Genomic DNA, 23,434 nt, shown 5'->3' on the forward strand with positions numbered 1-23,434 from the left:
TGAAGTGGAAAATTTCAACCTTCACCCCCTCAAACTTTCAGTAATTGGGATGTCGCGGCGGACATCAAGCGACATCTGAAAATTAGTAAAAAGCTGTAAAAGAAAGTTTTTACTTTTCCTTTTTTACTTTTGCCTTTAAATAACTAGGGGAGAAAACCAAAATGACTGTCGCTCAACAACCAGAAGCTTTAAACTTTGAGTGTGAAACTGGAAATTACCACACCTTCTGCCCGATTAGCTGCGTGGCGTGGTTGTACCAAAAAATTGAAGATAGCTTCTTTTTGGTGATTGGGACAAAAACCTGTGGCTATTTCCTTCAAAATGCGATGGGGGTAATGATTTTTGCTGAACCCCGTTATGCAATGGCAGAGTTAGAAGAGGGTGATATTTCGGCACAGTTGAATGACTACGAAGAATTAAAACGGTTGTGTGAGCAAATTAAACGCGATCGCAATCCTAGTGTTATTGTCTGGATTGGTACTTGCACCACCGAAATTATCAAAATGGACTTGGAAGGATTAGCGCCCAAGTTAGAAAGTGAAATCGGCATTCCCATCGTTGTCGCCCGTGCAAACGGACTAGATTACGCCTTCACCCAAGGAGAAGACACCGTTTTAGCAGCAATGGCTAACCGTTGTCCTAGTGAGGCTCCAGTGACGGAAAATGAGAAAAATGAGCGCAACGCCATCCAAAAGCTGCTCAACTTTGGTAAGAAAAAAGAAGATGTAGTCCAAGAAGAATCTGAGTACGTAGATCACCCCCCCTTGGTTCTCTTCGGCTCCCTCCCCGATCCTGTCGTTACCCAGCTAACTTTAGAATTGAAGAAACAAGGCATCAAAGTTTCTGGCTGGCTACCTGCGAAACGCTTCACTGAATTACCAGTATTAGAAGAAGGATATTACGTTGCTGGTGTTAACCCCTTCCTCAGCCGCACTGCAACTACCCTTATGCGTCGCCGTAAGTGTAAATTGATTGGCGCACCCTTCCCCATTGGCCCTGATGGTACTCGCGCCTGGATAGAGAAAATTTGCTCGGTGTTTGGTATCACTCCCAAAGGTTTAGATGAGCGGGAAGCACAAATTTGGGCAAATGTAGAAGAATACGTAAAACTAATTCGTGGTAAATCTGTATTTTTCATGGGCGATAACTTGCTAGAAGTCTCCTTAGCGCGGTTCTTGGTGCGCTGCGGAATGACTGTGCAGGAAGTTGGCATTCCCTACATGGATAAGCGCTACCAAGCTGCGGAATTGGCATTTTTAGAAAAAGCTTGCCAAGAAATGGGCGTACCTCTACCCAAGATTGTTGAGAAACCAGATAATTACAACCAAGTTCAGCGGATTTATGATTTAAAACCAGACTTGGTAATTACTGGTATGGCTCACGCTAACCCATTGGAAGCAAGGGGTATTAATACTAAGTGGTCAGTGGAGTTTACCTTTGCACAGATTCACGGTTTTGGCAATGCCCGTGACATTTTAGAATTGGTAACTCGCCCGTTGCGTCGCAATAACAATTTGAAAGATTTGGGTTGGGATAAGTTGGTGCGAGAAGAAGCGAAGATTTAGAATTTGGTTTTTAAATAATTATTTAGAGGCGAACACAATTCGCCTCTTTTTATGTCTGATGCACAACAAGCAAACTTACTTTAACTTGATCAAAGGTTTTAGCCATTCGCCTTTTTCAGTCAATACACCTGTAATATAGTTTTGAAATCCAGGTAATCCGCCATGCTTGTTCCAATGTTCATTAAAATCATTGTTATTTGCTAAATAATGAGCTTTTCCGTCTGGAGGAAAATTAATTGAGTAACCAAATATTTCTTTGTTATGCGGAAGATTTTTCAAATCATGTGTATGGGAAAGATTTTTCAAATCATTTGCTCTCCAAATTATTTCCACTAGACGACCAATGCTAAAGTCATGACCAGAACCATCATCATAAACAGTGTCATTAAAAAATTGAACAACATGCGTTATGTGGGCGTGTTGTCTGATAATGAGGAGATCACCTTCTTCTGGCTTTTCTGCATTAGCTTCATTTCCCTTTCTCCAATGCAAGATAACTATTTTTGAGGTTTCATCTATTTTATAATCCCAGAATTTAATTCTATCATCTTGACAATTTACGTTTTTACTCCACTTTAATCTAGCTAAATCAATCATTACTATCTCTACCTCATTCTCATAAATATAATTTTATATTTCCCTATAATCTGGTTGAACTAACATGTGTAGGTAAGATTTAAGTTGAATAGGAGTTTAAAATATGCACATGCAGGAAGTATGTTTTTTTGAAATGAATACAATTAAAAGGTGAAGCGATCGCACATCACCATAAAATAAACGTCTCATCTAGCAACACATGGCAGAAATTGTCACCCTTCAACCGCCGCTTTCACACATCGGTGTTTAGAAGGCGCTCAAAAAGTTAGAATCAAAATTGATATATTTACTCCACATATAACAGAACAAAAATGAAGCAAAAAACACAAATGACTGCTATTATTGAGCGCGAAGGGAATGGCTATGTAGCACTCTGTCCTGAATTAGATATAGCCAGCCAAGGTGACACAATTGAAGAAGCACGAACTAATCTAGTTGAAGCGTTGGAATTGTTTTTTGAGACAGCATCACCTTCTGAAATTCAGGAAAGATTGCACACAGAAATTTTTATTACACGCTTAGAGGTAAGTATTGGCTAAACTGCGTGTTCTTTCTGCCAGGGAAGTCTGCCGTATTCTTGAAGAGAATGGCTTTATACAAGTACGTCAGCGTGGTAGCCACATTATTATGCAGATGCAAACAGAAGATTCAACAATTACAGTTCCTGTTCCTAATTACGAAGAGTTACGCATCGGTACTTTGCGTTCTATCATTCGTCAGTCAGGTTTACCTCGCGCTCTATTTGAGGTCACTTAAAAGTAAACGTAAATTATGCTGAATTGCCCATCACCAAAAAATACAGATACAATCAAAATTAAACGTCTCACCTAGCAACACAAAGTAAACGTCAACTATGCTGAGTGGAATTAAACAAAAGGCTATTGTCGGTAAACACGGCAAAATTGAACTGTCTACTACAGAACTACCAGAAGGAACTGTTGTAGAAGTCATAGTTTTAGTGGAGCAGCAAACTGAAGAAGATGAAACTACTTATCTTCTCAAATCAGAAGCTAATAAAAAACATCTACTTAAAGCTTTAGAAAATGTAGAACAAGGAAATCTCATCTATGTTGATTTAGATGAATATGAAAAAAATAGCATTTGAATCGGAAGCTTTTGAAGAATTTGGTCAATGGACAAAAGAAGGTAAGAAGGTTTTCAAGAAAATATTAGATTTGATTAAAGATATCCAAAGAGAACCATTTTCAGGAATTGGTAAGTCTGAACCTCTTAAATATGAATTACAAGGTTACTAGTCAAGGCGGATTACAGATGAACATAGGTTAATTTACAAAATAGAAGACGATGTACTGATTATTCTTTCATGCAAATATCATTATGAATAATGAAAATACTGTATGACTCAAGCAATACAAAGGCAGCTAACATTTGATGAATTTATTGTATGGTATCCAGAAAATTCGGATACACGTTACGAACTACACGATGGAGTAATTGTTGAGATGCCTAAACCAACAGGAACACATTCTAATGTAGCAGGATTTGTATCTGGTACATTGTTTGCAGAAATTTTACACTGCCAATTAGCTTACTCGATTCCTAAAGAATGTGTTATCAAAGTAGAAAATTCTAGCTATGAACCTGATGTAATTTTGCTTGACAAACAACAAGTAGCTAATCATGAAAGTCGTTGGAAAAAAGAATCTATAATTACTTTAGGTAGTTCTATCCCTTTAATTGTTGAAGTTGTATCCACTAATTGGAGTGATGATTATGCTCTGAAAATGGATGCTTATGAATATTTAGGAATTTCTGAATATTGGATTGTTGATTATTTAGCTTTAGGTGGGCGGAAGTTTATTGGTAATCCTAAACGTCCTACTATATCAGTCAATAATTTAGTTAACGGAGAATATCAAGTCACGCAGTTTCGTAATGATGAAAAAATTATTTCATCAGTCTTTCCTAATTTAGAAATAACTGCTAATCAAATATTCCAGGCTGCTATATAAGCAAGAGCAAGATTATAAAAATTTCAGGCTGGAGACGAAATAGTAGAAATTGCCGTACGTCGTTTGAAAATAATAATCTGATTACCAACAATCGGGTTTCGTGCGATTAATCTGTCTTGAGAATCGAGAATTTCTAAATGGCTAAAATTTAGTTCTTGAGAACGTTGTAATATTTCAGATGCAAGTTTGTCTTGTTGAGATTCTTTGAGGGTATACCAATCATCATTAATTTTGACCGTTAGATTGCTAGTGCGGAAGTTAGCTTGAATTGACTGTATCAGACCAGAGGCAAAGCGATCGCTAATTTCTGCGACTTGATTCTCGATAGATGCAATCAAAATTTGTTCTGGTGTCAATTCTACGGCTGGTGTTGGTACTGGTTCCGGTTCCGGTGTCGGTGGAAGAGTGGCTTCCGGTTCTGGGGTCGGCGTGGGAGTCACTTCTGGTTCTGGTTCTGGTAGTGGCGTAATTTCTTCTGGTGGTTGCGGTTCTGATGCGGTTGACTCTGGTGGAGTAGTTACCGTTGGCGTGGATATAGGAACTTCTTCAACCGGGGGAGTAATTGCTATTTCAGTCGGTTTACTTGTAAAAACAGTAGAAGTTGTCCAAACCAAAATCACGGCAATTCCAGCAATAATTCCTGTCAAAGCCTTATCTGACAACTGGTTTGAGAAATTGGTGGGTAACAAAGACCGAATTTTAGCTAACAGTCCACTCCAAATCAACTGTAGCTGCTGCCAAACACTTGGAGTTTCTTGCTCTCCTGATGATTCAGCCTCCAGTTTTACCACAGTCGTCTCTAAAACCCCAATCGTTCCCCTAAGAATTCGGATAATAGCCGCCTTCCAAATTGGCTGCTCTCTCTGGTAAGGTGCTTGAGAAGACCGATTCCTTTCCGGTTCAGGAGAAGCAGGGGGTTGCGAATTCTGATTGTCTTGTGACATGGAACTTTCACCAAAAGCAGCGAATCAAAGACAAACAACGTATATGAGACTGCTGCTGTCTCTTCTGCCTTAATGTATCACTTCATTGCTCTTGACTTCGGCTAAACTGACTATTTATTGAATTGGGTGAGTTCGTTCTGTAGGACGTTCTGAGTGGACAGATTACTCTGCTTCTAGTTTGAGTTTTGCTGCTTATGAAGTGTATCCAGATAGAATAGAAGTTAATGCGATCACTACTGATAAGCGCGTGTTTGATCAGGGTACTATTCAGATTAAAACTGTTTAATCAAGTTGGTTAAAATTTCGCGCATAGACGCGAAGCGGCTTCACGAAGGGAAGGTGTAAAGTTAACAATGGATATTATCCACTAAATCAATTAAGTTAAATTTGGTGATAGCTATGAGAGTCAAGCGCCTAAAAATGCAGTCATTTCGTGGAATTGGCGATTTGACATTGGATTTCGATGAAAGTGAGCCAACGGTACTTATAGGTATTAACGGGGTAGGCAAATCAAGTATTCTTGATTGTATTGCTATTTTTATGTCACAGATGACAGCGCATATTCAAATATCTTCTGAGACAATACGTTTTTTTAGTAATAAAGATATCAACAATTGCAGAGAAGAAACACACAATGAAATTACATTGCTCATAAATAGTTCACCTGAAATATTTTTAAATATAACGAAGATTAAAACAGGTGATAATCAAGAATTAAATATAATAGATAGAGAACTTTTTCAGATTGGCCTTTTGATAAAAGAAAAATTACAACTAATATCCAATAATGAATATCATAAATTTCAACCTATATTAAGTTCGATATCACCAATCATTGATAGTACGGTTTTTAAAAATCCTCCTTCTGATACTGATACCCCTTCTATTCTTTCTAGTCTTCAATACTCGAAAGGTCTACAAACTGCGATTGATGACCTACGTCTTCAGTTAAAAACTGTTCCTGAATCTAGTATTCCTCTAGTAGTTTACTACCCTGTAAATCGTGCTGTTTTTGATATGCCTCTAGAGATTTCAGAGAACTATTTGTTTAAACAATTAGATGCCTATGAAGAAGCCTTAACAGGAGGAAAAATAGATTTTAAAACTTTTTTTGAATGGTTTAGAAATCGAGAAGATTTAGAGAATGAAATACGAAGGGATAACTCTGATTATCGAGATAAACAATTAGAAGGAGTGAGACAAGCTATATCTTCATTAATACCAGATTTTTCAAACCTGCGAGTTCAACGTTCACCTCTAAGAATGACTGTACAGAAAAAAGGTGAAGAACTTATAGTTAATCAACTATCTGATGGAGAAAAATGTTTATTAGCAATGGTAGGAGATTTAGCTAGACGTTTGGCAATTGCTAACCCAGGTTTATCAGAGCCTCTTCAAGGTAGTGGGATTGTTTTAATTGATGAAATTGAATTGCACCTACACCCCAAATGGCAACGAGAAATTATTCCAGCTTTAACAAGAACTTTTCCTAATTGTCAGTTTATTGTGACTACTCATTCGCCGCAAGTAGTGAGTCATGTTAAGCCTGAAGGAATTTATATTTTAGAAAAGACTGATGAAGGTGTTATTGCTAAAAGACCAGAAAGTTCTTTTGGTAGAGATAGCAATCAAATTTTAGAAGATTTAATGGATGTTCCAGCACGTCCACAAAATATTAAAGATAGACTTTTAGAATTATTTCGGTTAATTGATGCGGGAGATTTGGTAGGTGCGAGGGAGTTACGTCAACAGTTAGCCTCCGAAATTGGCGCAGATGAACCAGACTTTGTGAAAGCAGATGTACTGATACGGCGTAAGGAAATTCTTGGCCGATGAAGTACATAAAAAAAGGTGAGGAGCCAGAAAAATTTTCAGCGTGGAAGGCTCTAGTAAATGATGATTGGCAACCTAGTTGGGATAATAATTTTCAATCGCCAGAAAAACCTATTGTGCATGATGGACTACTAAAAGAGCAAGGATATATCTGTTGCTATTGTGGGATGCGGATAACTAGAGCAACTAGCCATATAGAACACTTCAAACCTCGCAGTAAGTATCCTCATTTGGCACTGGAATACACCAATCTTATCGCTTCATGTCAAGGAGAAAGTGAAGAACCTCCTCCTGTTCCTGTGCATTGTGGACATCAGAAAAAGTATTGGTATGATGAGACACTAATGGTTTCACCTTTAGAAATGAATTGTGCAGATTTTTTTAAATATTCTGCTTCAGGCGAGATTTTAATAACAGATGAATTAGATAAAAAAGAAGCTGCTAAAGTAACTATTGAGAAACTGGCACTGAATCTTAGCAAGCTACAAAATATGCGTAAGAGTGCAATTGAGGCTGTGTTGTTAGATATTGATGAATTAACTGAGTTAGAAATACAGCAGCTAGTTCAAGGTTATGAGCAGATCGATTCTAGTGGTCAGTATACTCCGTTTTGTGCTGCGATCGCTTATTTACTTCAGAACTATTTCTTAGTTTTGTAAACCATTTTCTTGTGATGGATAGAGTGTTGCAATATTTGATTGTAAATAAAGTGGTACATTAGCACCTTGAATATTTTCTTGTTTTTTGTCAGATGGTTCTAAATAATTTGAGTTATTAAAATTCTGAATTTCTGCTTGGCTATCATCACTATTGACAGTTGCTTGCAGCTTATTTTGTGAATCTAATTTTGCATCTGTAAATTGGCTATGCTCTTTCATTAAACGACTGTAAGTGCGTTGAGGAATAAAGTGGAGTGGATTATATCCAACAAAACGCAAAATTAACACACAAGCCCAGGAATATCTACCATCACTAATAGCGTTGATTACCTGTTCTAACTGTTCTTGGGTAATGGTGCTATGAAAGTTTTTTGGAGAAGAAGGCATCTGGTAGTTCATGACTAACCCTGTAGTGGTGCTTGAAGAAGAATGTAGTATTCAGAATAATGAATGAATTCTTATTCAAAATCGAGATTTGGTATCAGAAAATTGCCCAATTAATAGTTACTTAATACACAGAATACTCTTTAATTGTCGTTAACTTAGCCAAATTGGCACTTTTTACCGGAAAAAATACCAAATATCTTAAGGTGAAATTAAATAGGCTTATGCACTGTCAATTTTTACCGATGTCCAATGGTATCGATAATATTAAGTACTATAAAGCAGCAAATTGCTATTGTTTACACGTCAATTTGCTGCTTTACAAGATGATAGTAGAGTCCTTGAAGCGCCATAAGTTCTTCGTGAGTGCCTTGTTCAGCAATCACGCCTTTGTCTAGTACGATGATGTGGTCAGCATTACGCACGGTGGAGAGGCGGTGAGCAATAATAAAAGTGGTGCGCTCCTCTGTTTCGCTCACGCGACTAATGCGGCGGAGATTTTGTTGAAAGCGTCGCTCTGATTCAGTATCTAAAGAACTGGTAGCTTCATCTAAAATTAAAATGCGGGGATTGCATAAAATGGCACGAGCGATCGCAATTCTTTGTCTTTGTCCCCCAGACAGACTCGAACCACGTTCACCGACTTTGGTGTTGTAGCCTAGGGGTAAAGTTTGAATAAAAGCGTGTGCTTCTGCCAGCTTGCTAACTTCAATTACCTGTTCTAAGCTATATTCTGGGCGATATAGGGTGATATTTTCGAGAATTGTACCAGAAAATAAAAAGCACTCTTGCGGCACAACACCCAATTGACGACGCAGAGATTGGGGCGAAACATGACGGATATCATGGCCATCTACTAAAATTTTGCCGCTAGTAGGATAATATAAACTCTGCAAAAGATTTACTAATGTACTCTTGCCAGAACCGCTACGACCAACAATGGCAACAGTTTGACCAGAATGTGCTTCTAGAGAGATGTTTTGCAGAATATTGCGATCGTCATCTACACTATAACGAAAAGTCACATTTTCAAATCGAACTTCGCCGCGGAGGTTGGGTAGAACTAACATAGATTTTTCGGCAGTTTCTTCCGGTTGAGTGCTAAAAATATCATCTAACCGTTCTACCGAAACCATTACTTCTTGCAGTTCATCCCAAAGATTCACTAGTGATAAAACAGGGCCAATCACGTTACCAATCAGCATATTGAAAGCCACTAATTGACCTATGCTGAGTTTATCTTCAATTACTAATGTTGCTGAATACCACAGTAATGCTGTACTACCCAAAGTATTAATTAATCCACTAATTACTTGTAAAATAATGGCTAATTTCTGACCGCGAAATTTGGCATTTACCGTACTTGTAAAGTGGTCTTCCCACCGCCAGCGCAGTTCGCGTTCGGCGGCGGCGGCTTTGACTGTGGCAACTCCTGTGAGCATTTCTACTAGTGAAGAGTTTTGCTTGGCAGCTTCATTAAAAATTTCTCGTGATACCTGACGTAGAATCGGACTGGCAACTACTGTCAACAAAATAATTGGTGGTAATAATGCCAGCACTAAAAAAGTTAACTGCAAGTTGTAATACGCCATGAGTCCGACATAGACAACTGCTGTTAAAGCATCTAGCCAAGCTGCAACCGCTTGCCGCGTCAGGAACACCTGAATTTTTTGGTTTTCTTGAACGCGGGTGATAATATCGCCTACGTGACGGGTAGCAAAAAACTGAAGCGGTAGATTTAAGGTATGAGTAATAAAGCCAGTAATCAAACTCAGGTCTATTCGGTTAGAGAAATAGTCCAGCATATATTGGCGAATACTTCCCAAACCAATGCGCCAGATACTAAATACCAGCGAACCGATAATAAAGACATGTAGAGTACTGAGACTTTTATGCACTACCACCTGATCAAGAATGATTTGAGTCAACAGAGGTGTCACCAAACCAAAAACTTGCAGCAGCAATGAGGCAATGATAATGGGTATCAGCAGTGAACGGTAAGGTAAAAATGCGCCCCAAAATCGCCTTAAAGATGGTTTGGTAGATTCTACAGCCTGGAATTGAGGTGTGGGGGTTAGTAGAAGTGCGTATCCAGTCCAACCAGCCTGAAAATCCTGTAAATTCAGCTTTTTACGCCCAACAGCAGGATCAGAAACAATAACGCAATTTTTCTGCACTCGGTAAACAACTATATAATGGTCGCCTTGCCAGTGGGCAATCCAAGGATGTTTTTGATTAGCTATGCGGTTGAAACTCGCTCGTACTGGTCTAGCTTGAAAACCTATGCTTTCTGCGGCGGTGGCTAAATTTTTGAGGGATGCTCCGCTACGACCAACATTTGAGATATTTCGCAGGACATTGATACTAAATTTTTTCCCCCAGTAGCGGGAGATCATTGCCAAGCAAGCCGGGCCACAATCAGCGGTACTCTGCTGCTGAATAAATGGATAACGCTGTCCAAACCTGGGACGGCTTTGCTTACTTGGTAGGGGAAAGGCGATTAAATTGGAATCGGTTAAGGAAGATGGCTTTTGCAGATTGACTTTGGGTGTGGTGGCGACAGAATTTTTGTGGTGTTGATGAGTCACTGTAGGTTTGTCTGTGATCATCGGTTGGGAAGATACACCCAATAATTGCGGAGCAATAGCTTTAGCTTTCTCCCATTGTTCCCTTGGCAATTTGTAAATTAGTAGATCGGTTTTGGCAATCCAATCCGTTGGTACTGGCTCAGGGTATCCCCAACTGTTACCAACACTAGGGAACAGTGCTGACGGATTTTCCAGACTGTAAATTTCACCACTACGCAACCAGAAATGTCCCGCATCACTGGGAGTTGACTGAGATAGTACTGAACCAGCACTAACTTTGACTTGCTCTAAGTAAGGTACAAATTCCTTGAGGGTATGACTGGAAAGTTTGGTATGTGATTTTGTTACTTGCTGCACATCAACAGTAGTTTTGAAGAATAGCAGAGTTTGTCGAATTGCGCTCACGCGATGCAGGTAGTCTAGCAGTTGGGGTAGGCGATCGCACCACTGTTTAAGTTTGGTAGTGGAGATAAAAGCCAACTTACCTGCACTAGCTGCGATCGCACGATAAGCTAAAGGTTCATCTGTAAACAGTTTATCTGCACCGTAAGTTTCTCCAACTCCTAATAATGAAGCTGCTACTTCTCTTTGTAAGGTTGCATTCCAACTGACTAGCCGCACCTGGCCTTGGCAAATGATGTAACAACCTTGAGAATTTGGAGCTTGATCAACAAGCTCATCTCCGAGGTTAAACTCACGCATTTCAAAGGCTGGAGACAAGTTCCGCACTAACTTCTCATTACCAGACAACCAGATCAAAAGAATATCAGATAATAAGCTGCACTCAGCGCCGGAATTTACTAGAAGACTATTTCCCTCATTTTCTAATATATGCTTCATATTTTCTTGAACAAAATTATTTAATAGACATAATTTAAACTCAAGTATTGATGACAAGTTATTGTCTAATATTTCAAATAACTTGTAATTTCATTTTTTAAATTCAATATCAACAAGAATTTTTTTCCTAAAAAACATGAAAAACATCAAACAATATGTATCTGAATATAGATTTATTTTCTATATTGTCTTGATTGATAATATTCAAAAAATATCTCAAAGAAGAATAGCTGAAAACTTCTATCTCGAAGTTTTCAGCGATTTCTCAATCATCCCCCTAGCATCAGATACTAAGGGTAGATTTATGCTGAATTAATTAAGTGATATCAGAACTTAATTAATAAGTAGCAGAAATTGCTTTACCAAAGGACTCGGAAGAGTAATAATCGGTTTTAGAACCTATCAAAGTATAGGTTTTGGTGTTGTCACCATAAGCATCAGCTACAGCTTGAGATTCAGCAGCATTGCCTTTAACGTATACCTTAGAAACAATTTCTTCGTAGAAATTGTTGTAGATTTTTTCATTTACATCAACATACTTATCAAACTTGGTTGAAAAGTTAATCTTACCAGCACCAACGATTTCTTGAGTCAAATCTTCAAGGTGGTTCAAGTCAGAAATAATCATTGCTTTTTTCCTTTGTTTTGTTTATCAACTCTATTTGAGTTGTTGCTATTAATGTATATGTTTGAATTTTATTTGTATTGCCAAGATGGCGTATTTTTCAGTTTTAATCATAAGTTTAAGAAAACAATAAATAAATAAATTTTTGATTTATTTAGCCAAAACGGCTAAATTATATTCAAATATAATTTATTGTCTTTTTATATGTATTTCTCTTTAATTACTGATCTAAGTCAACGAAGTTGATAAACAAAAATTTTCAGGAGGACTGTATGAAGGAATGCTTAGGATTAGGATACACCAAACATTTTTTACTATTTACTACATCGTTACTAGCCTGTTCTGTTTTAGAAATCTCACCTAGTCAGGCTGCAACTATTGCTTTGTCTCAAGGAAACTTATTGTTTACGAACTTTAGTCAAAGCCCCTCTAGTAGTTTTACTAGCACTGACATCAACGCTGTATCTATTTCTCAAGATGGTAGTGTGACAAGTCAAGCCGATGCGATCGCCTATCTGGGAGCTACTCCACCAGTAGGATTTAATTACACTTCTAATCAAGCATTAAGCGAAAATCAAGGTTCCTCAGGTTTAGGCGAAAGTGAAGCTACAATAAAAGGCATTTTTGATGTAGATAAAAATACCCATTTTTCTTTTAATTTTGTTGCTGATTTAGACCTAACAACGTTTACAGATAATCCAAGACAAGAGAAGGCAAGTGCTAGTGGAAATCTAGGTTTTGCATTAATTGATATTGCTAACAACAATGTCTTAGATTATTTCAACGTTGATGGAAGTTTAACAACAGCAGGTAATGATAGTCTCTCACATAAAAATAGTAAAAATGTTGGATTTAGCACTTTTACTAGGTCTAACCTTGGTGGACAGCAAGAATTTACAACAGCAACTTTTGATGGTTATTTAAACCGTCATTTTCATAATAAAACCACCGTAGCTTTAGTAGCAGTCAACGCAACTAAATCTAACGTTGCAGCCCCTGTCCCTTCTATGTTACCAGCGTTAGTTTTGAGCTGGGGTGTAATTAGCGTTGGACTAAAAAGAAAGCGCCAAAAAAATAGCGGAACTTGCTTATTAGAAAAAAAATAGTATGAGAGTATTAAATTAATTCAATTTTCTGTATTAAAGGAGGTAGCGATCGCTACCTCCTTTAATGGATTAAGCATATAGCAGATAATTTAATTCTGCTGTTAACCATTCCTGAAACATTTTATTTAAAATTTCTTGATATCTTTCAGGCGTTAATTCAGCAGGAATAAAATCTTCTACCATGAAAATATAACTGGTTTGCTTGATTGTCATAGGGCCTAATAATTCTTTTAGTTGGGCGTTAAATATGACTGCGGCTATATCTGGCTCGAAACTCCAACGATAAAATTTCCCCTCATAACCACAGCGATTTCTGCGGATTTCATCAATATCATAAATATGAGCCGCTTCATAAAAACTGAGTTCGCCTTCTTCAATTTGATAGTAAATTTCTTGGGCAAAGTTTTGATATGGTAAAACTATTTGATAAAGTAAAACTTGATCGTAATTAAGTTTATTTTCCCAAAAATATTTCTCTACCTGTTGACCAAATAAAACTTCAGCTAATTTTTTACTTAACAGACTATCACGAATTCCTGCTTCCCAATCTTCAGATGAAATCAGATGATCGGCTAACCATGCCAAGGTATCACTAGCTTTAACTAAACGTTTTTCATAACGTAGTCTCTCAGCTTCTATCTGAATTTCTTCTGGTGTTATTTGGATGTTTCTTTCTTCAGCAGCTTTATTGATGATTTTTTGATATAGAATGTTATTACATAATTCTTTGATTTGCAGATTATTTTTGAGATATGTAATAACTTCTCTAGGAGAAATAAATTTACCTTTAAATTCAATCATAGAGATATGATAATAACAATATAAGCTAAATTTCTAGCATTCAATAGTGGGTTAAAACTACGTATAACCCACTATGCAAGTAACCCAAATTTTTAATTTACAAACTGTTCCCACCTGCTTGCAGTTCTCTCAGTGGTTCAAGCAAAATATCTGCTATGCGTCGGCGACGGATGATAATTTCAGCCGTCGCCGTTTGACCAGCCTGAAATTTAATTGTCTGATAATTAGCTTTGACATAGTTGCGCTCCATAGCAACTTCTACTCGATAGACTGCACCAAGTTGTTCATTAATTATGCTATTTGGTGAAATCGATATTACGTTGCCGGGAATAATGCTGTAGTCTTGATACGGATAAGCATCAAATTTAATTTTGACTTGGTTTCCGAGTTTGATAAAGCCTGCTTCTTTAGTAGGCAAAGTAGCTTCTAGAATCAATGGTGCATTCTCAGGGGCTAATTCAGCTATTGTTTGGCCTGATTGAACTACTTCTCCACTATTGCGGACGTTAAGTGATAAAACCACGCCATCAACGGGAGCAGTAAGAGTCAGCTGTTTTAACTTAGTTTTCGCCTCTTGGATTAGTTTTTCAGTCTGTTGAACTTGAGCTTGCAACTGAGTTTTTTGTACTTGTAGTTTTTGAATTGTTTGTTCAGCCTGTAATTGTACTGTATTACCTTCGGCTTGCTTTTGGGTTAACTCAGCTTGCAACCGCTGTGATTCTGCTAACACTTGTTGTAGAGTCATTTGCTCTCGTTTAGATTCTGCGAGAGTTTGTTGGATATCGCCTGTTTGTTGGGTGATGGTACGCTGACGATCGCTCAAACTTTGTTGAGCTTGAAACAGTTGTTCTTGAGAAAGCGCTCCCTGTTCCACCAAGGATTTTAATCTTTGCAATCGTTCTTGTTGAGCTGTAGCATCTACAGACAATTGATTGAGCAGTACTTGGCTGATTTTTGCCCGTTCTTCACCTTGAGCGATCGCTATCTTTTGACTTTGAATTTTAGAAAGAGCTTGAGCGATCGTCGCCTGGTGTCCTTGAATTTCTGCTTGATTAATTACCATCCGCGTTTTAGTTTCCAAACGAGTTTTATCAATCAAGGCTTGTGTTTGGATAACTTGAGTTTGGTAAGCTGTTAGTTCTTGCCTTAACCGTTCTAATTCATTCAAGGCAATTTCTTGATCTAGTTGGGCTAATACTTCCCCAGCTTTAACTATCTGACCTTCTTGAACATAAACGCGAGCCACCTTACCAGAAATTACAGGATGAACTTTATATGCTTCTCCTAAAGGAACTAATCTCCCTCTAGCTTTACCAACTTCTTCAATGTGTCCCAAATTTGCCCAAGTAACAACAGCTATACAAAATGCAATTCCGCCTGCAATTAATTGATAGGGAAGAGATGACGGCGGTTGATCAATCAATGTCTGCAACGGTGTTGACCATCTATCGCTTGGGATAGTAGCCGTTTTTAGCATTACTGATGTATCAGCATTGACTAATTTGCCTTCTGATAAGTCAGCCGACTCCTTAGCAACGACTTTTACAGATGTCGCTGTACCACCAGATAAGAAAGCCGCTTCAGCACTTGCATCGATAAACTCTTCAGAACTGGCAAGTGGATATTTTCTGGTTTGTGATAGAGATTTGTATGATAGTTTCATGAAAAATGGCTAAAAATTAATAATTTTACTGTTTCATTAACATTTATTAGCAAAAATCACTCTTAGTTCCACTCATTATTTTTCAGATTAATCAATACATCTGATATTTGGTGATTACTAGAGTTTTTTAAACTTAAATTTTAAAATTTTGACTCATAAACATTTATTGCTAATAGTTGTCTAATAGATAGAGTACCCTTCGGCTACATTTGATTTAAGCCAAGGTGGCACTTTTTTATTAAGAAAATACTTTGAAAATATGAAGTTAATATAATTAGCTACCACACAAGTAAAATCTATCTCAGCAGACTAAGAATTAAAAAAACACACATGTGATGAAAGCAGCACTGCGGAGAGAAGTGTATTACACGATCCCCTCTCTTTATAGTTACGTTGAGGTGGAATAATTTGACCTAGATAACTGAATTAACGACATTATGAGCTTTAGTAAAATGTAGTTTTACATGTATAACTATGCTTTTCAATTACCAGCAACTTTACAGATAATTGATGTGTTAGCAATATTTACTGCACAATTCATACCATAGCTAGAAGCCAAAAACTGAAGCGCTTATTTAGGATAGGAGGGTTGAGAATAACAATGTATCTCTCATACCCGAAAGATAAAACGACCGTTGTTGTTGAGGAGTAAAAAATGAGGTAGCGACCTACTAGAGTTATGGGATTCGTTATGAACGAACTGCTTCAATCTGTGCTAAACAGTGATGAAAAAGCTGCGTTGCAGCAATTGATATCGACATTGATGGCCTCAGGTAAACATTACTTCCTGAGAAATGAAATTTTGCAAATATTTGCAGATTATTGTCATAATTTCCAAAAACCTGCTTATTTTTATTACTCTTCCTCTATTGGCAAGCTAATTCAGTATACACATGAAATAATTTTGGCCGAGGAAAACTTTTGGTTGGTTGTCCGCCCCAAAATAGCCAGCCAAGAAGTATGGCGACTGAGTGCTGACTTAAGCGACTGCAAGTTGATGTCACCACAAGCGTTCTTAGATGTGAGCGATCGCCTAGTCAATCGCTATCAACCCAATATTCTCGAAATTGACCTCGCCCCATTTTACAAAAACTCCCCCTCCATCAATGACTCCAGAAATATTGGTCAAGGTCTAGCCTTTCTCAACCATTATCTGTGCAATCAATTGTTGAATGATCCTCAACATTGGTTAGAGATATTGTTTCGGGCTTTACGGCAGTTGCAATACGATGGGATAAATTTGTTAATTGGCGATCGCATTCGCTCTGGTGTCCAACTCGCTCAACAAATCAAGCAAGCCCTCAAATTCCTGAGTGAACGACCCGCGAACGAACCTTATGAGAAATTTCACTTTTATCTCCAAGACATTGGCTTAGAGCCAGGCTGGGGAAACACTGCGGCGCGAGTCAGTGAAACTTTAGCATTGCTTGATAGACTAATTGATACTCCACAACCAGCCATCCTCGAAGCATTTGTGGCACGTGTTCCGGCTATTTTTCGCGTTGTCCTAGTTTCCATTCACGGCTGGGTTGGACAACAGGATGTTATAGGACGCGATGAAACGTTGGGTCAAGTCATCTATGTCCTAGAACAAGCACGCAGCTTAGAAAACAAACTCAGTAAAGAAATTCAACTCGCTGGACTGGAAGCATTTGGTATTCAACCCCATGTAATTATACTCACGCGACTGATTCCCAACTGTGAAGGTACATCATGTGGCTTACGCCTAGAAAAAGTCGAAAAGACGGAAAATGCTTGGATTTTACGCGTTCCCTTCGCTGAATTTAATCCAGAAATTACTAACAATTGGATTAGTAAATTTGAGATTTGGCCTTACTTAGAAACCTTTACTAATGATGCCGAAAAAGAACTACTAACTTTATTTCATGGCCGTCCAAATTTGATCATTGGCAATTATAGTGACGGTAACTTAGTTGCTTCTCTTTTATCACGTCGCCTCAAAGTCACTCAATGTAATATTGCCCACTCTCTAGAAAAACCAAAATATCTATTTAGTAATTTATACTGGCACAACTTAGAAGATGAATATCATTTTTCAGCCCAATTCACTGCTGATTTAATCAGTATGAATGCGGCAGATTTTATCATCACTTCAACCTATCAGGAAATTGTTGGTACACCTGATGGCATGGGACAGTACGAATCATACAAACTTTTTACCATGCCTCAGCTATATCATGTAGTTGACGGGATTGATTTATTTAGTCCTAAGTTTAATTTAGTACCACCAGGAGTAGATGAAACAATCTTCTTTCCTTATACCCAAACACAACACCGAGATTTTGACTTAATTAAACAGATTGACAACTTACTATTTCACAGTCAAGACCCGCAGATATTAGGTGATTTAGATGCACCAGACAAGCGACCAATATTTTCTGTTGCTACGGTATCATCTATTCAAAACCTGACTGGATTAGTCGAATGTTTTGGTAAAAATCAGGAATTACAAAAACGTTGTAATTTAATATTTATTACAAGTAAATTACATCCATCGGAAGCCAATAAACCAGAAGAAGCTAGAGAAATTCAAAGGCTTCACGACATCATTAATGAATATAATCTGCACAATCATATTCGCTGGTTGGGAATGCGCCTGTCTGGAAGGGAGATTGGCGAAGCCTACCGTGTAATTGCCGATCGCCAAGGAATTTATGTGCATTTTGCCCGCTTTGAAGCCTTTGGCAGAAGTATTTTGGAAGCAATGATTTCTGGCTTACCCACTTTCGCTACTCAATTTGGTGGTGCCTTAGAAATTATTGAAAATCGAGAAAATGGATTTATTATTAATCCTACAGACTTAGAGAAAACAGCACAAACAATTTTGGATTTCCTTGATCAATGTGAGAATAACTCAGAACATTGGCAAGAAGTATCTCAATGGATGAGTCAGCGAATTATTAATAGATATAACTGGAATGCTCACACCACTCAATTACTAATAATTTCCAAAATGTTTAGCTTTTGGAACTTTGTAGCTCCAGAAAATAACGAAGCACGCGATCGCTACATGGAAACTTTATTTCATCTCATCTATAAACCTAGAGCAGAAAAGATTTTAGAACAGCACATGCGAAGTAAAAGATAAAAAATTTTAGTAACTTTTATCTAAATCCAAAACTAAACCTTGAATTTGGAATTTAGCCTCAATGGACACAACAAGTATCACTGGCAATTTTATCTATACAGACTGGTCATTAATTGAAACCCAGTTTGACCCTGAGCAATTGCATTCTAGAGAAACTATTTTCACAATTGGCAACGGATATTTAGGAACACGTGGCAGTTTTGAAAGAGACTATCCTCGTGAATTGCCAGCTACTTTTATCCACGGTGTCTATGATGATGTGCCTGTGGTGTATACAGAACTCGCCAACTGTCCTGATTGGCTACCTTTAGTGGTAATTATTGATGGTAATCGCTTCCGCCTCGATCAAGGCGAGATAACTAACTATGAACGACGGCTGGATGTGCGTTATGGGATTCTCAGCCGTTCTTTGCGTTGGCGTAGTTCCAGTGGAAAAACCATAGACATTCATTTTGAGCGTTTTGCGAGTCTTGCCGATCAGCATGTGTTAGCACAACGCTGTCAATTAACACCGCTAGATTTTGACGGATTGATTGAAGTGCAAGGAAGCATCAATGGTTATCCCGAAAACCAAGGATTCAATCACTGGGTAGAACTAGACCAAGGTAAAACTGAGGAAGGTATTTGGTTGCATAGCCGCACTCGTAACTCCCGCATTGCAATTGGTATGGGTGCAAAAATGACAGTATCAGGAACGGAAGCATCCATCCAAGTTAGTACCGCGCCTGGTTATCCTTCTTTAAGTGCCACCTTTATGGCACAGTCACATCAAACAGTGACAGTAGAAAAAATTGTCACAGTGTTTACCTCGCGGGAAATTGATAACCCAGTTTTAGCGGCGCAGGAAAAACTTGCTCAGTTACCTGACTACAAAACCCTAATTAATGCACATACCAAAGCTTGGGATGAAGTTTGGCAGCAGAGTGATATTTTACTGGAAGGCGATCGCACAGCTGCTTTTGCGATTCGGTACAATCTTTTTCAGTTGTTAATCGCTGCGCCTCGTCATGATGATCAGGTGAGCATTCCCGCGAAAACGCTTTCGGGGTTTGGCTATCGCGGTCATATTTTTTGGGATACAGAAATTTTTATTCTGCCATTTTTTACATTTACTCAACCCGCGATCGCCCGCAATTTACTCAGTTATCGCTACCACACTTTACCAGGCGCAAGACGTAAAGCAGCCCATTCCGGCTATAAAGGCGCAATGTACTCGTGGGAAAGCGCTGATACTGGGGATGAAGTTACACCACGTTGGTCACTTCCTAATGATTTTTATGGACAAGATATCAGAATTTGGTGCCGCGATCGCGAAATTCATATTAGTGCAGATATTACCTACGCTGTTTGGTATTACTGGCTAGTTACTGGTGATGATCAGTGGATGCGCGATCGCGGTGCAGAGATTGTCTTAGATACCGCTATCTTTTGGGGTAGCCGAGTGGAATTCAATCTCGAACAACAACGCTACGAAATTCGCGGGGTAATTGGAGCTGATGAATATCACGAATTCGTTCACAACAATACCTTCACCAACCGCATGGTGCAATGGCATTTAGAAAAAGCGCTGATTATTGATGATTGGCTGCGGCAAAACTTTCCAGAACACGCGGCGGAATTAGACGCAAAACTACAAATTACAGATGAAGTGCGATCTCGCTGGCAAGAAATCATCACTAAAATCTGGATTCCCATTAACTCAGAAACCGGATTAATCGAGCAATTTGAGGGATTTTTTCAACTACAAGATATTAACTTAGATGAGTACGAACCACGTCAGCGTTCCATACAAGCCATTTTAGGTATTGAAGAAACCAACAAACGGCAAGTTCTGAAACAGCCAGATGTCTTGATGTTGCTTTATTTGATGCGTGAATCGGCAGATTTTCCCTACAATCAACAATCTCTGCAAACTAATTGGGATTACTACGCACCCCGCACAGATATAACCTATGGTTCATCTCTTGGCCCAGCAATTCACGCCATCTTAGCTTCAGATGTAGGCAAATCCACAATCGCCTACAAACGGTTTATGCAAGCAGCAATGGTGGATTTAGAAGATAGCCGAGGTAACACTAGTGACGGAATTCACGGTGCTAGTGCAGGTGGTGTTTGGCAAGCAGTGGTGTTTGGATTTGGTGGGATTCAGTTAACAGAAAACGGCCCCGTAGCCAATCCTCATCTACCTTCTTACTGGACGCGCCTCAAGTTTAAACTCCACTGGCGCGGTGAATGGCACGAATTTGATTTACATCCACAACAAAAAACAATGGAAGAATTTACTCAATCCCCAACCCCCGATATTCTCGGCGTGATTTTTGACCTTGATGGTGTGTTGACAGATACAGCAGAATACCACTATCAAGCTTGGCAAAGATTAGCCGATGAAGAAAGTATTCCCTTTAATCGTCAAGCTAATGAAGCATTGCGAGGTGTGTCTCGTCGTGAATCGCTGATGTTGATTATTGGTGATCGGCAATATTCAGAAGCGCAAATCCACGAGATGATGGAGCGTAAAAATGGTTACTATGTAGAACTCATCCACAACATGACACCAAAAGATTTATTACCAGGTGCGATCGCGCTTTTGGATGAGTTACGGCAAGCTGGAATTAAAACAGCCATTGGTTCGGCAAGCAAAAACGCTCATACTGTTGTTGAATTATTAGGCATTGCTAATAAAGTAGATGCGATCGCTGATGGTTACAGCGTAGAAAAACCCAAACCCGCACCGGACTTATTTTTGTACGCCGCGAAAGAATTAGGACTGCAACCAGCACAATGTGTAGTGATTGAAGATGCCGCCGCCGGAGTTGAAGCCGCTAAAGCTGGTAACATGTGGGCAGTAGGATTAGGCCCTGTTGAACGCGTGGGTGCAGCACATATTGTATTACCCAGCCTTGCAGGTGTAACGTGGGCAAATTTGAAAGCTAAATTGAGCGATGTTGTAAAAAAAGTGCTGAGTGCTGAGTGCTGAGTGGAGAGTTCTGAGTAGTAAATTAATGTAAGTTTCCAAGGGAGACGCATTTCTGATTAACAATGTTATTGCATTGCCCTGCATTGTTATTGTGTCGCCTCGCATTGCTTATGTGTCGCCTCACATTGTTATTGTGTTGCTTTACATTATTATTGCATCGCCTCGCATTATTAATGTGTTGCCTTACATTGTTATTGCATCGCCTCGCATTGTTATAGCAGTAGCCAAGGCAGTTAGGACATCGGCCAATGATAAAACTCATGCACTAAAAGACTTTTAACCCTGTCATCTGTCACCTGTTCCCTGTCACCTGCTATATTACATGAGTTCGATGAACTTCACGTTGACTACCGAGAAAGAAACTGGGCATTTAACGCTTTCGTAATGCGATCGCTAGAAAATTCTAAATGGGCTACTGTGTAAATATCCAGTGCTGCACCAAATTGTTTGAGTTTGGTATCAATTGCTTTTTGCAGTTGACGTAATTCATACCAAGCCAGTGTGCGGCCATCTTCTAGTTCATCAGTAGTATTCAACACCATTTCGAGCAAAATATTTAGATGTTCTCGTTGCAGTGAACGGCGAATACTAGAAATTGTTTTTGGTTCTTTTTGGGCTAAAACTTCTTTCCAAATGCCTGTTTGCAGAGTATCAAATAATTCTGGCATAGAAAGCGCTTGTCCAGCTTCAGTTTTTAATTCTACATCTTGTAGACGATTTAGGCGATCGCTATCTAAGAGCGATCGTAATATAGCACTTTGAAAACTGAGAATGCGATCGTGAATAGGATAATCAAGACGGCTGTTGAGTATAGAACTACCCCAATGTTGCCAACGTGACGGTGCAAGTTGATTGAGCAATTGTGGTGAAAAACTAAAAGCATCCTCAGCAAATACATACTCTTGCAGTTTCGCTAATGCTTGACGTTGTTTTAACACTGGCACTTGCACAAAAGCCCAAGAAGTATCATTATTAGCATGAAGCCGCCGAAATGATTGTCCACCAATATATTGAGACAGCAAGCTGGCATTACGAAAATAATATTTCAGCACTCTATTAAATAAGATGCGTAAGCTACTATAACTTTCTCCTCTGGGAAGATCACCTTCATCAAGACGTTGCCACATAACGCGGGCGTTATCCATTTGCCATTGGGAATAAACTAGCGCATCGCTACTCATATCCCACACATTTGCTAGTGGATTAATATCTCGGATATCTTCGTCAGTTGCATAAGACAATTCTGGTTGCGGCGATGCTAAAGCAATCTCTTCCAAAAAGCTTTTTTCCCCTTCCGGCGTAATGAGTTCACCTGCTACATCAGCGCTTTTTTTATAACCATACTCAATCGCCCATTCATCATAAGGGCCGACAACTCTTGAGAAATAGTCACCTTGTTTTACTCCCTGTGGTGCAATATTCACAGGTAAATAATCCATCACCGAACCTGCTAAACCTTTGCTGTGGGTGATTTCTGTATTATTTAATTCTTCTGGCGCTAACATAGTACTGCCATGAAAATTATGCCGCAAACCTAAAGTATGTCCAACTTCATGTGCAATCAAAGAACGCAAATATTGATGCACATATTCTTTCATAGTTTCGCTATTCGGTTTACTATTTTGTAATAGCGATAAAGCTAATGCTCCCATAGCGACTTGTTCTGTAGACTCCGCACCATAACAAAGTTCAGCAGCAGAGATTTGTAGCTGGGAGTGAAAAGTGGGGAGTGAGGAGTCGGGTAAAAGACTAGTCTTATCAAAACTACCT

The 23,434-nt window shown here is 38.8% G+C and carries 18 protein-coding genes and 1 pseudogene; 11 read left to right on the top strand and 8 right to left on the bottom strand.

Features of this window, described 5'->3' with window-relative positions; translation table 11 throughout:
• Positions 1-161: 161 nt before the first annotated feature.
• Entirely contained in the window at positions 162-1,565 is a 1,404-nt protein-coding gene (locus tag IQ259_RS09995) for a ferredoxin:protochlorophyllide reductase (ATP-dependent) subunit N (RefSeq protein ID WP_193884216.1), read from the top strand.
• Between the two features lie 75 nt (positions 1,566-1,640).
• Here the strand turns inward: IQ259_RS09995 and IQ259_RS10000 are convergent, their stop codons facing one another.
• Positions 1,641-2,162, bottom strand: a complete 522-nt coding sequence (locus IQ259_RS10000) for a hypothetical protein (protein ID WP_193884218.1) — start codon at positions 2,160-2,162, stop codon at positions 1,641-1,643.
• Positions 2,163-2,473: 311 nt separating this feature from the next.
• On the opposite strand from IQ259_RS10000, the gene IQ259_RS10005 reads away from it, so the two are divergent.
• From IQ259_RS10005 to IQ259_RS10025, 5 genes and pseudogenes are all read left to right on the top strand, one after another.
• A complete protein-coding gene (locus tag IQ259_RS10005) occupies positions 2,474-2,701 on the top strand; it encodes a type II toxin-antitoxin system HicB family antitoxin (protein WP_193884220.1) in 228 nt (75 codons plus the stop codon).
• Entirely contained in the window at positions 2,694-2,918 is a 225-nt protein-coding gene (locus IQ259_RS10010) for a type II toxin-antitoxin system HicA family toxin (RefSeq protein WP_193884222.1), read from the top strand. The genes IQ259_RS10005 and IQ259_RS10010 overlap by 8 nt, the downstream gene beginning before the upstream one ends.
• Positions 2,919-3,015: 97 nt before the next feature.
• The gene (locus IQ259_RS10015) at positions 3,016-3,267 is read left to right on the top strand and encodes a hypothetical protein (RefSeq protein WP_193884224.1); all 252 of its coding nucleotides are present in this window, start codon (positions 3,016-3,018) and stop codon (positions 3,265-3,267) included.
• Positions 3,248-3,508: pseudogene (locus IQ259_RS10020) on the top strand (Txe/YoeB family addiction module toxin). Before IQ259_RS10015 ends, IQ259_RS10020 begins: the two are co-directional and overlap by 20 nt.
• A 12-nt stretch (positions 3,509-3,520) precedes the next feature.
• Complete coding sequence (locus tag IQ259_RS10025) at positions 3,521-4,135, top strand: Uma2 family endonuclease (protein WP_193884226.1); 615 nt, start codon at positions 3,521-3,523, stop codon at positions 4,133-4,135.
• 23 nt (positions 4,136-4,158) lie between these two features.
• On the opposite strand, the gene IQ259_RS10030 is transcribed toward IQ259_RS10025, so the two are convergent.
• Complete coding sequence (locus IQ259_RS10030; RefSeq protein WP_193884228.1) at positions 4,159-5,079, bottom strand: hypothetical protein; 921 nt, start codon at positions 5,077-5,079, stop codon at positions 4,159-4,161.
• A gap of 399 nt (positions 5,080-5,478) precedes the next feature.
• On the opposite strand from IQ259_RS10030, the gene IQ259_RS10035 reads away from it, so the two are divergent.
• The gene (locus IQ259_RS10035; RefSeq protein ID WP_193884229.1) at positions 5,479-6,915 is read left to right on the top strand and encodes an AAA family ATPase; all 1,437 of its coding nucleotides are present in this window, start codon (positions 5,479-5,481) and stop codon (positions 6,913-6,915) included.
• Positions 6,912-7,571 (top strand): retron system putative HNH endonuclease, encoded by a 660-nt coding sequence (locus tag IQ259_RS10040; RefSeq protein WP_193884231.1) that lies wholly within the window; start codon positions 6,912-6,914, stop codon positions 7,569-7,571. The genes IQ259_RS10035 and IQ259_RS10040 overlap by 4 nt, the downstream gene beginning before the upstream one ends.
• On the opposite strand, the gene IQ259_RS10045 is transcribed toward IQ259_RS10040, so the two are convergent.
• The 3 genes from IQ259_RS10045 to IQ259_RS10055 all read right to left on the bottom strand — a co-directional run bounded on the left by IQ259_RS10045 (position 7,560) and on the right by IQ259_RS10055 (position 12,011).
• Positions 7,560-7,970: a HetP family heterocyst commitment protein gene (locus IQ259_RS10045; protein ID WP_193884233.1), complete on the bottom strand. Its 411-nt coding sequence runs from the start codon at positions 7,968-7,970 to the stop codon at positions 7,560-7,562. The two genes, IQ259_RS10040 and IQ259_RS10045, sit on opposite strands and share 12 nt — an antisense overlap.
• 284 nt (positions 7,971-8,254) lie before the next feature.
• Positions 8,255-11,383: an ABC transporter transmembrane domain-containing protein gene (locus IQ259_RS10050; protein WP_193884242.1), complete on the bottom strand. Its 3,129-nt coding sequence runs from the start codon at positions 11,381-11,383 to the stop codon at positions 8,255-8,257.
• 337 nt (positions 11,384-11,720) lie between these two features.
• On the bottom strand, positions 11,721-12,011 hold the full coding sequence (locus tag IQ259_RS10055) for a hypothetical protein (protein WP_193884244.1): 291 nt from the start codon (positions 12,009-12,011) through the stop codon (positions 11,721-11,723).
• Between the two features lie 269 nt (positions 12,012-12,280).
• On the opposite strand from IQ259_RS10055, the gene IQ259_RS10060 reads away from it, so the two are divergent.
• The gene (locus IQ259_RS10060) at positions 12,281-13,114 is read left to right on the top strand and encodes a hypothetical protein (RefSeq protein ID WP_193884246.1); all 834 of its coding nucleotides are present in this window, start codon (positions 12,281-12,283) and stop codon (positions 13,112-13,114) included.
• Between the two features lie 69 nt (positions 13,115-13,183).
• Here IQ259_RS10060 and IQ259_RS10065 read toward each other — a convergent pair whose 3' ends face one another.
• Both IQ259_RS10065 and IQ259_RS10070 read right to left on the bottom strand, forming a co-directional pair.
• Positions 13,184-13,915 (bottom strand): peptidylprolyl isomerase, encoded by a 732-nt coding sequence (locus tag IQ259_RS10065; protein WP_193884248.1) that lies wholly within the window; start codon positions 13,913-13,915, stop codon positions 13,184-13,186.
• Positions 13,916-14,012: 97 nt separating this feature from the next.
• Positions 14,013-15,578, bottom strand: coding sequence for an HlyD family efflux transporter periplasmic adaptor subunit (locus IQ259_RS10070; RefSeq protein ID WP_193884250.1), 1,566 nt, complete (start codon positions 15,576-15,578; stop codon positions 14,013-14,015).
• 691 nt (positions 15,579-16,269) lie between these two features.
• Here IQ259_RS10070 and IQ259_RS10075 point away from each other — a divergent pair.
• Together IQ259_RS10075 and pgmB are read left to right on the top strand one after the other, a co-directional pair.
• On the top strand, positions 16,270-18,687 hold the full coding sequence (locus tag IQ259_RS10075) for a sucrose synthase (RefSeq protein WP_193884252.1): 2,418 nt from the start codon (positions 16,270-16,272) through the stop codon (positions 18,685-18,687).
• 61 nt (positions 18,688-18,748) lie between these two features.
• Positions 18,749-21,664, top strand: coding sequence for a beta-phosphoglucomutase (gene pgmB / locus IQ259_RS10080; RefSeq protein ID WP_193884254.1), 2,916 nt, complete (start codon positions 18,749-18,751; stop codon positions 21,662-21,664).
• Between the two features lie 347 nt (positions 21,665-22,011).
• On the opposite strand, the gene IQ259_RS10085 is transcribed toward pgmB, so the two are convergent.
• Positions 22,012-23,434, bottom strand: a 1,423-nt coding sequence (locus IQ259_RS10085; protein ID WP_193884256.1) for a zinc-dependent metalloprotease, incomplete at its 5' end; no start/stop codon positions are given.

This window comes from Fortiea sp. LEGE XX443, from assembly GCF_015206815.1.
GTDB lineage: Bacteria > Cyanobacteriota > Cyanobacteriia > Cyanobacteriales > Nostocaceae > Nostoc_B.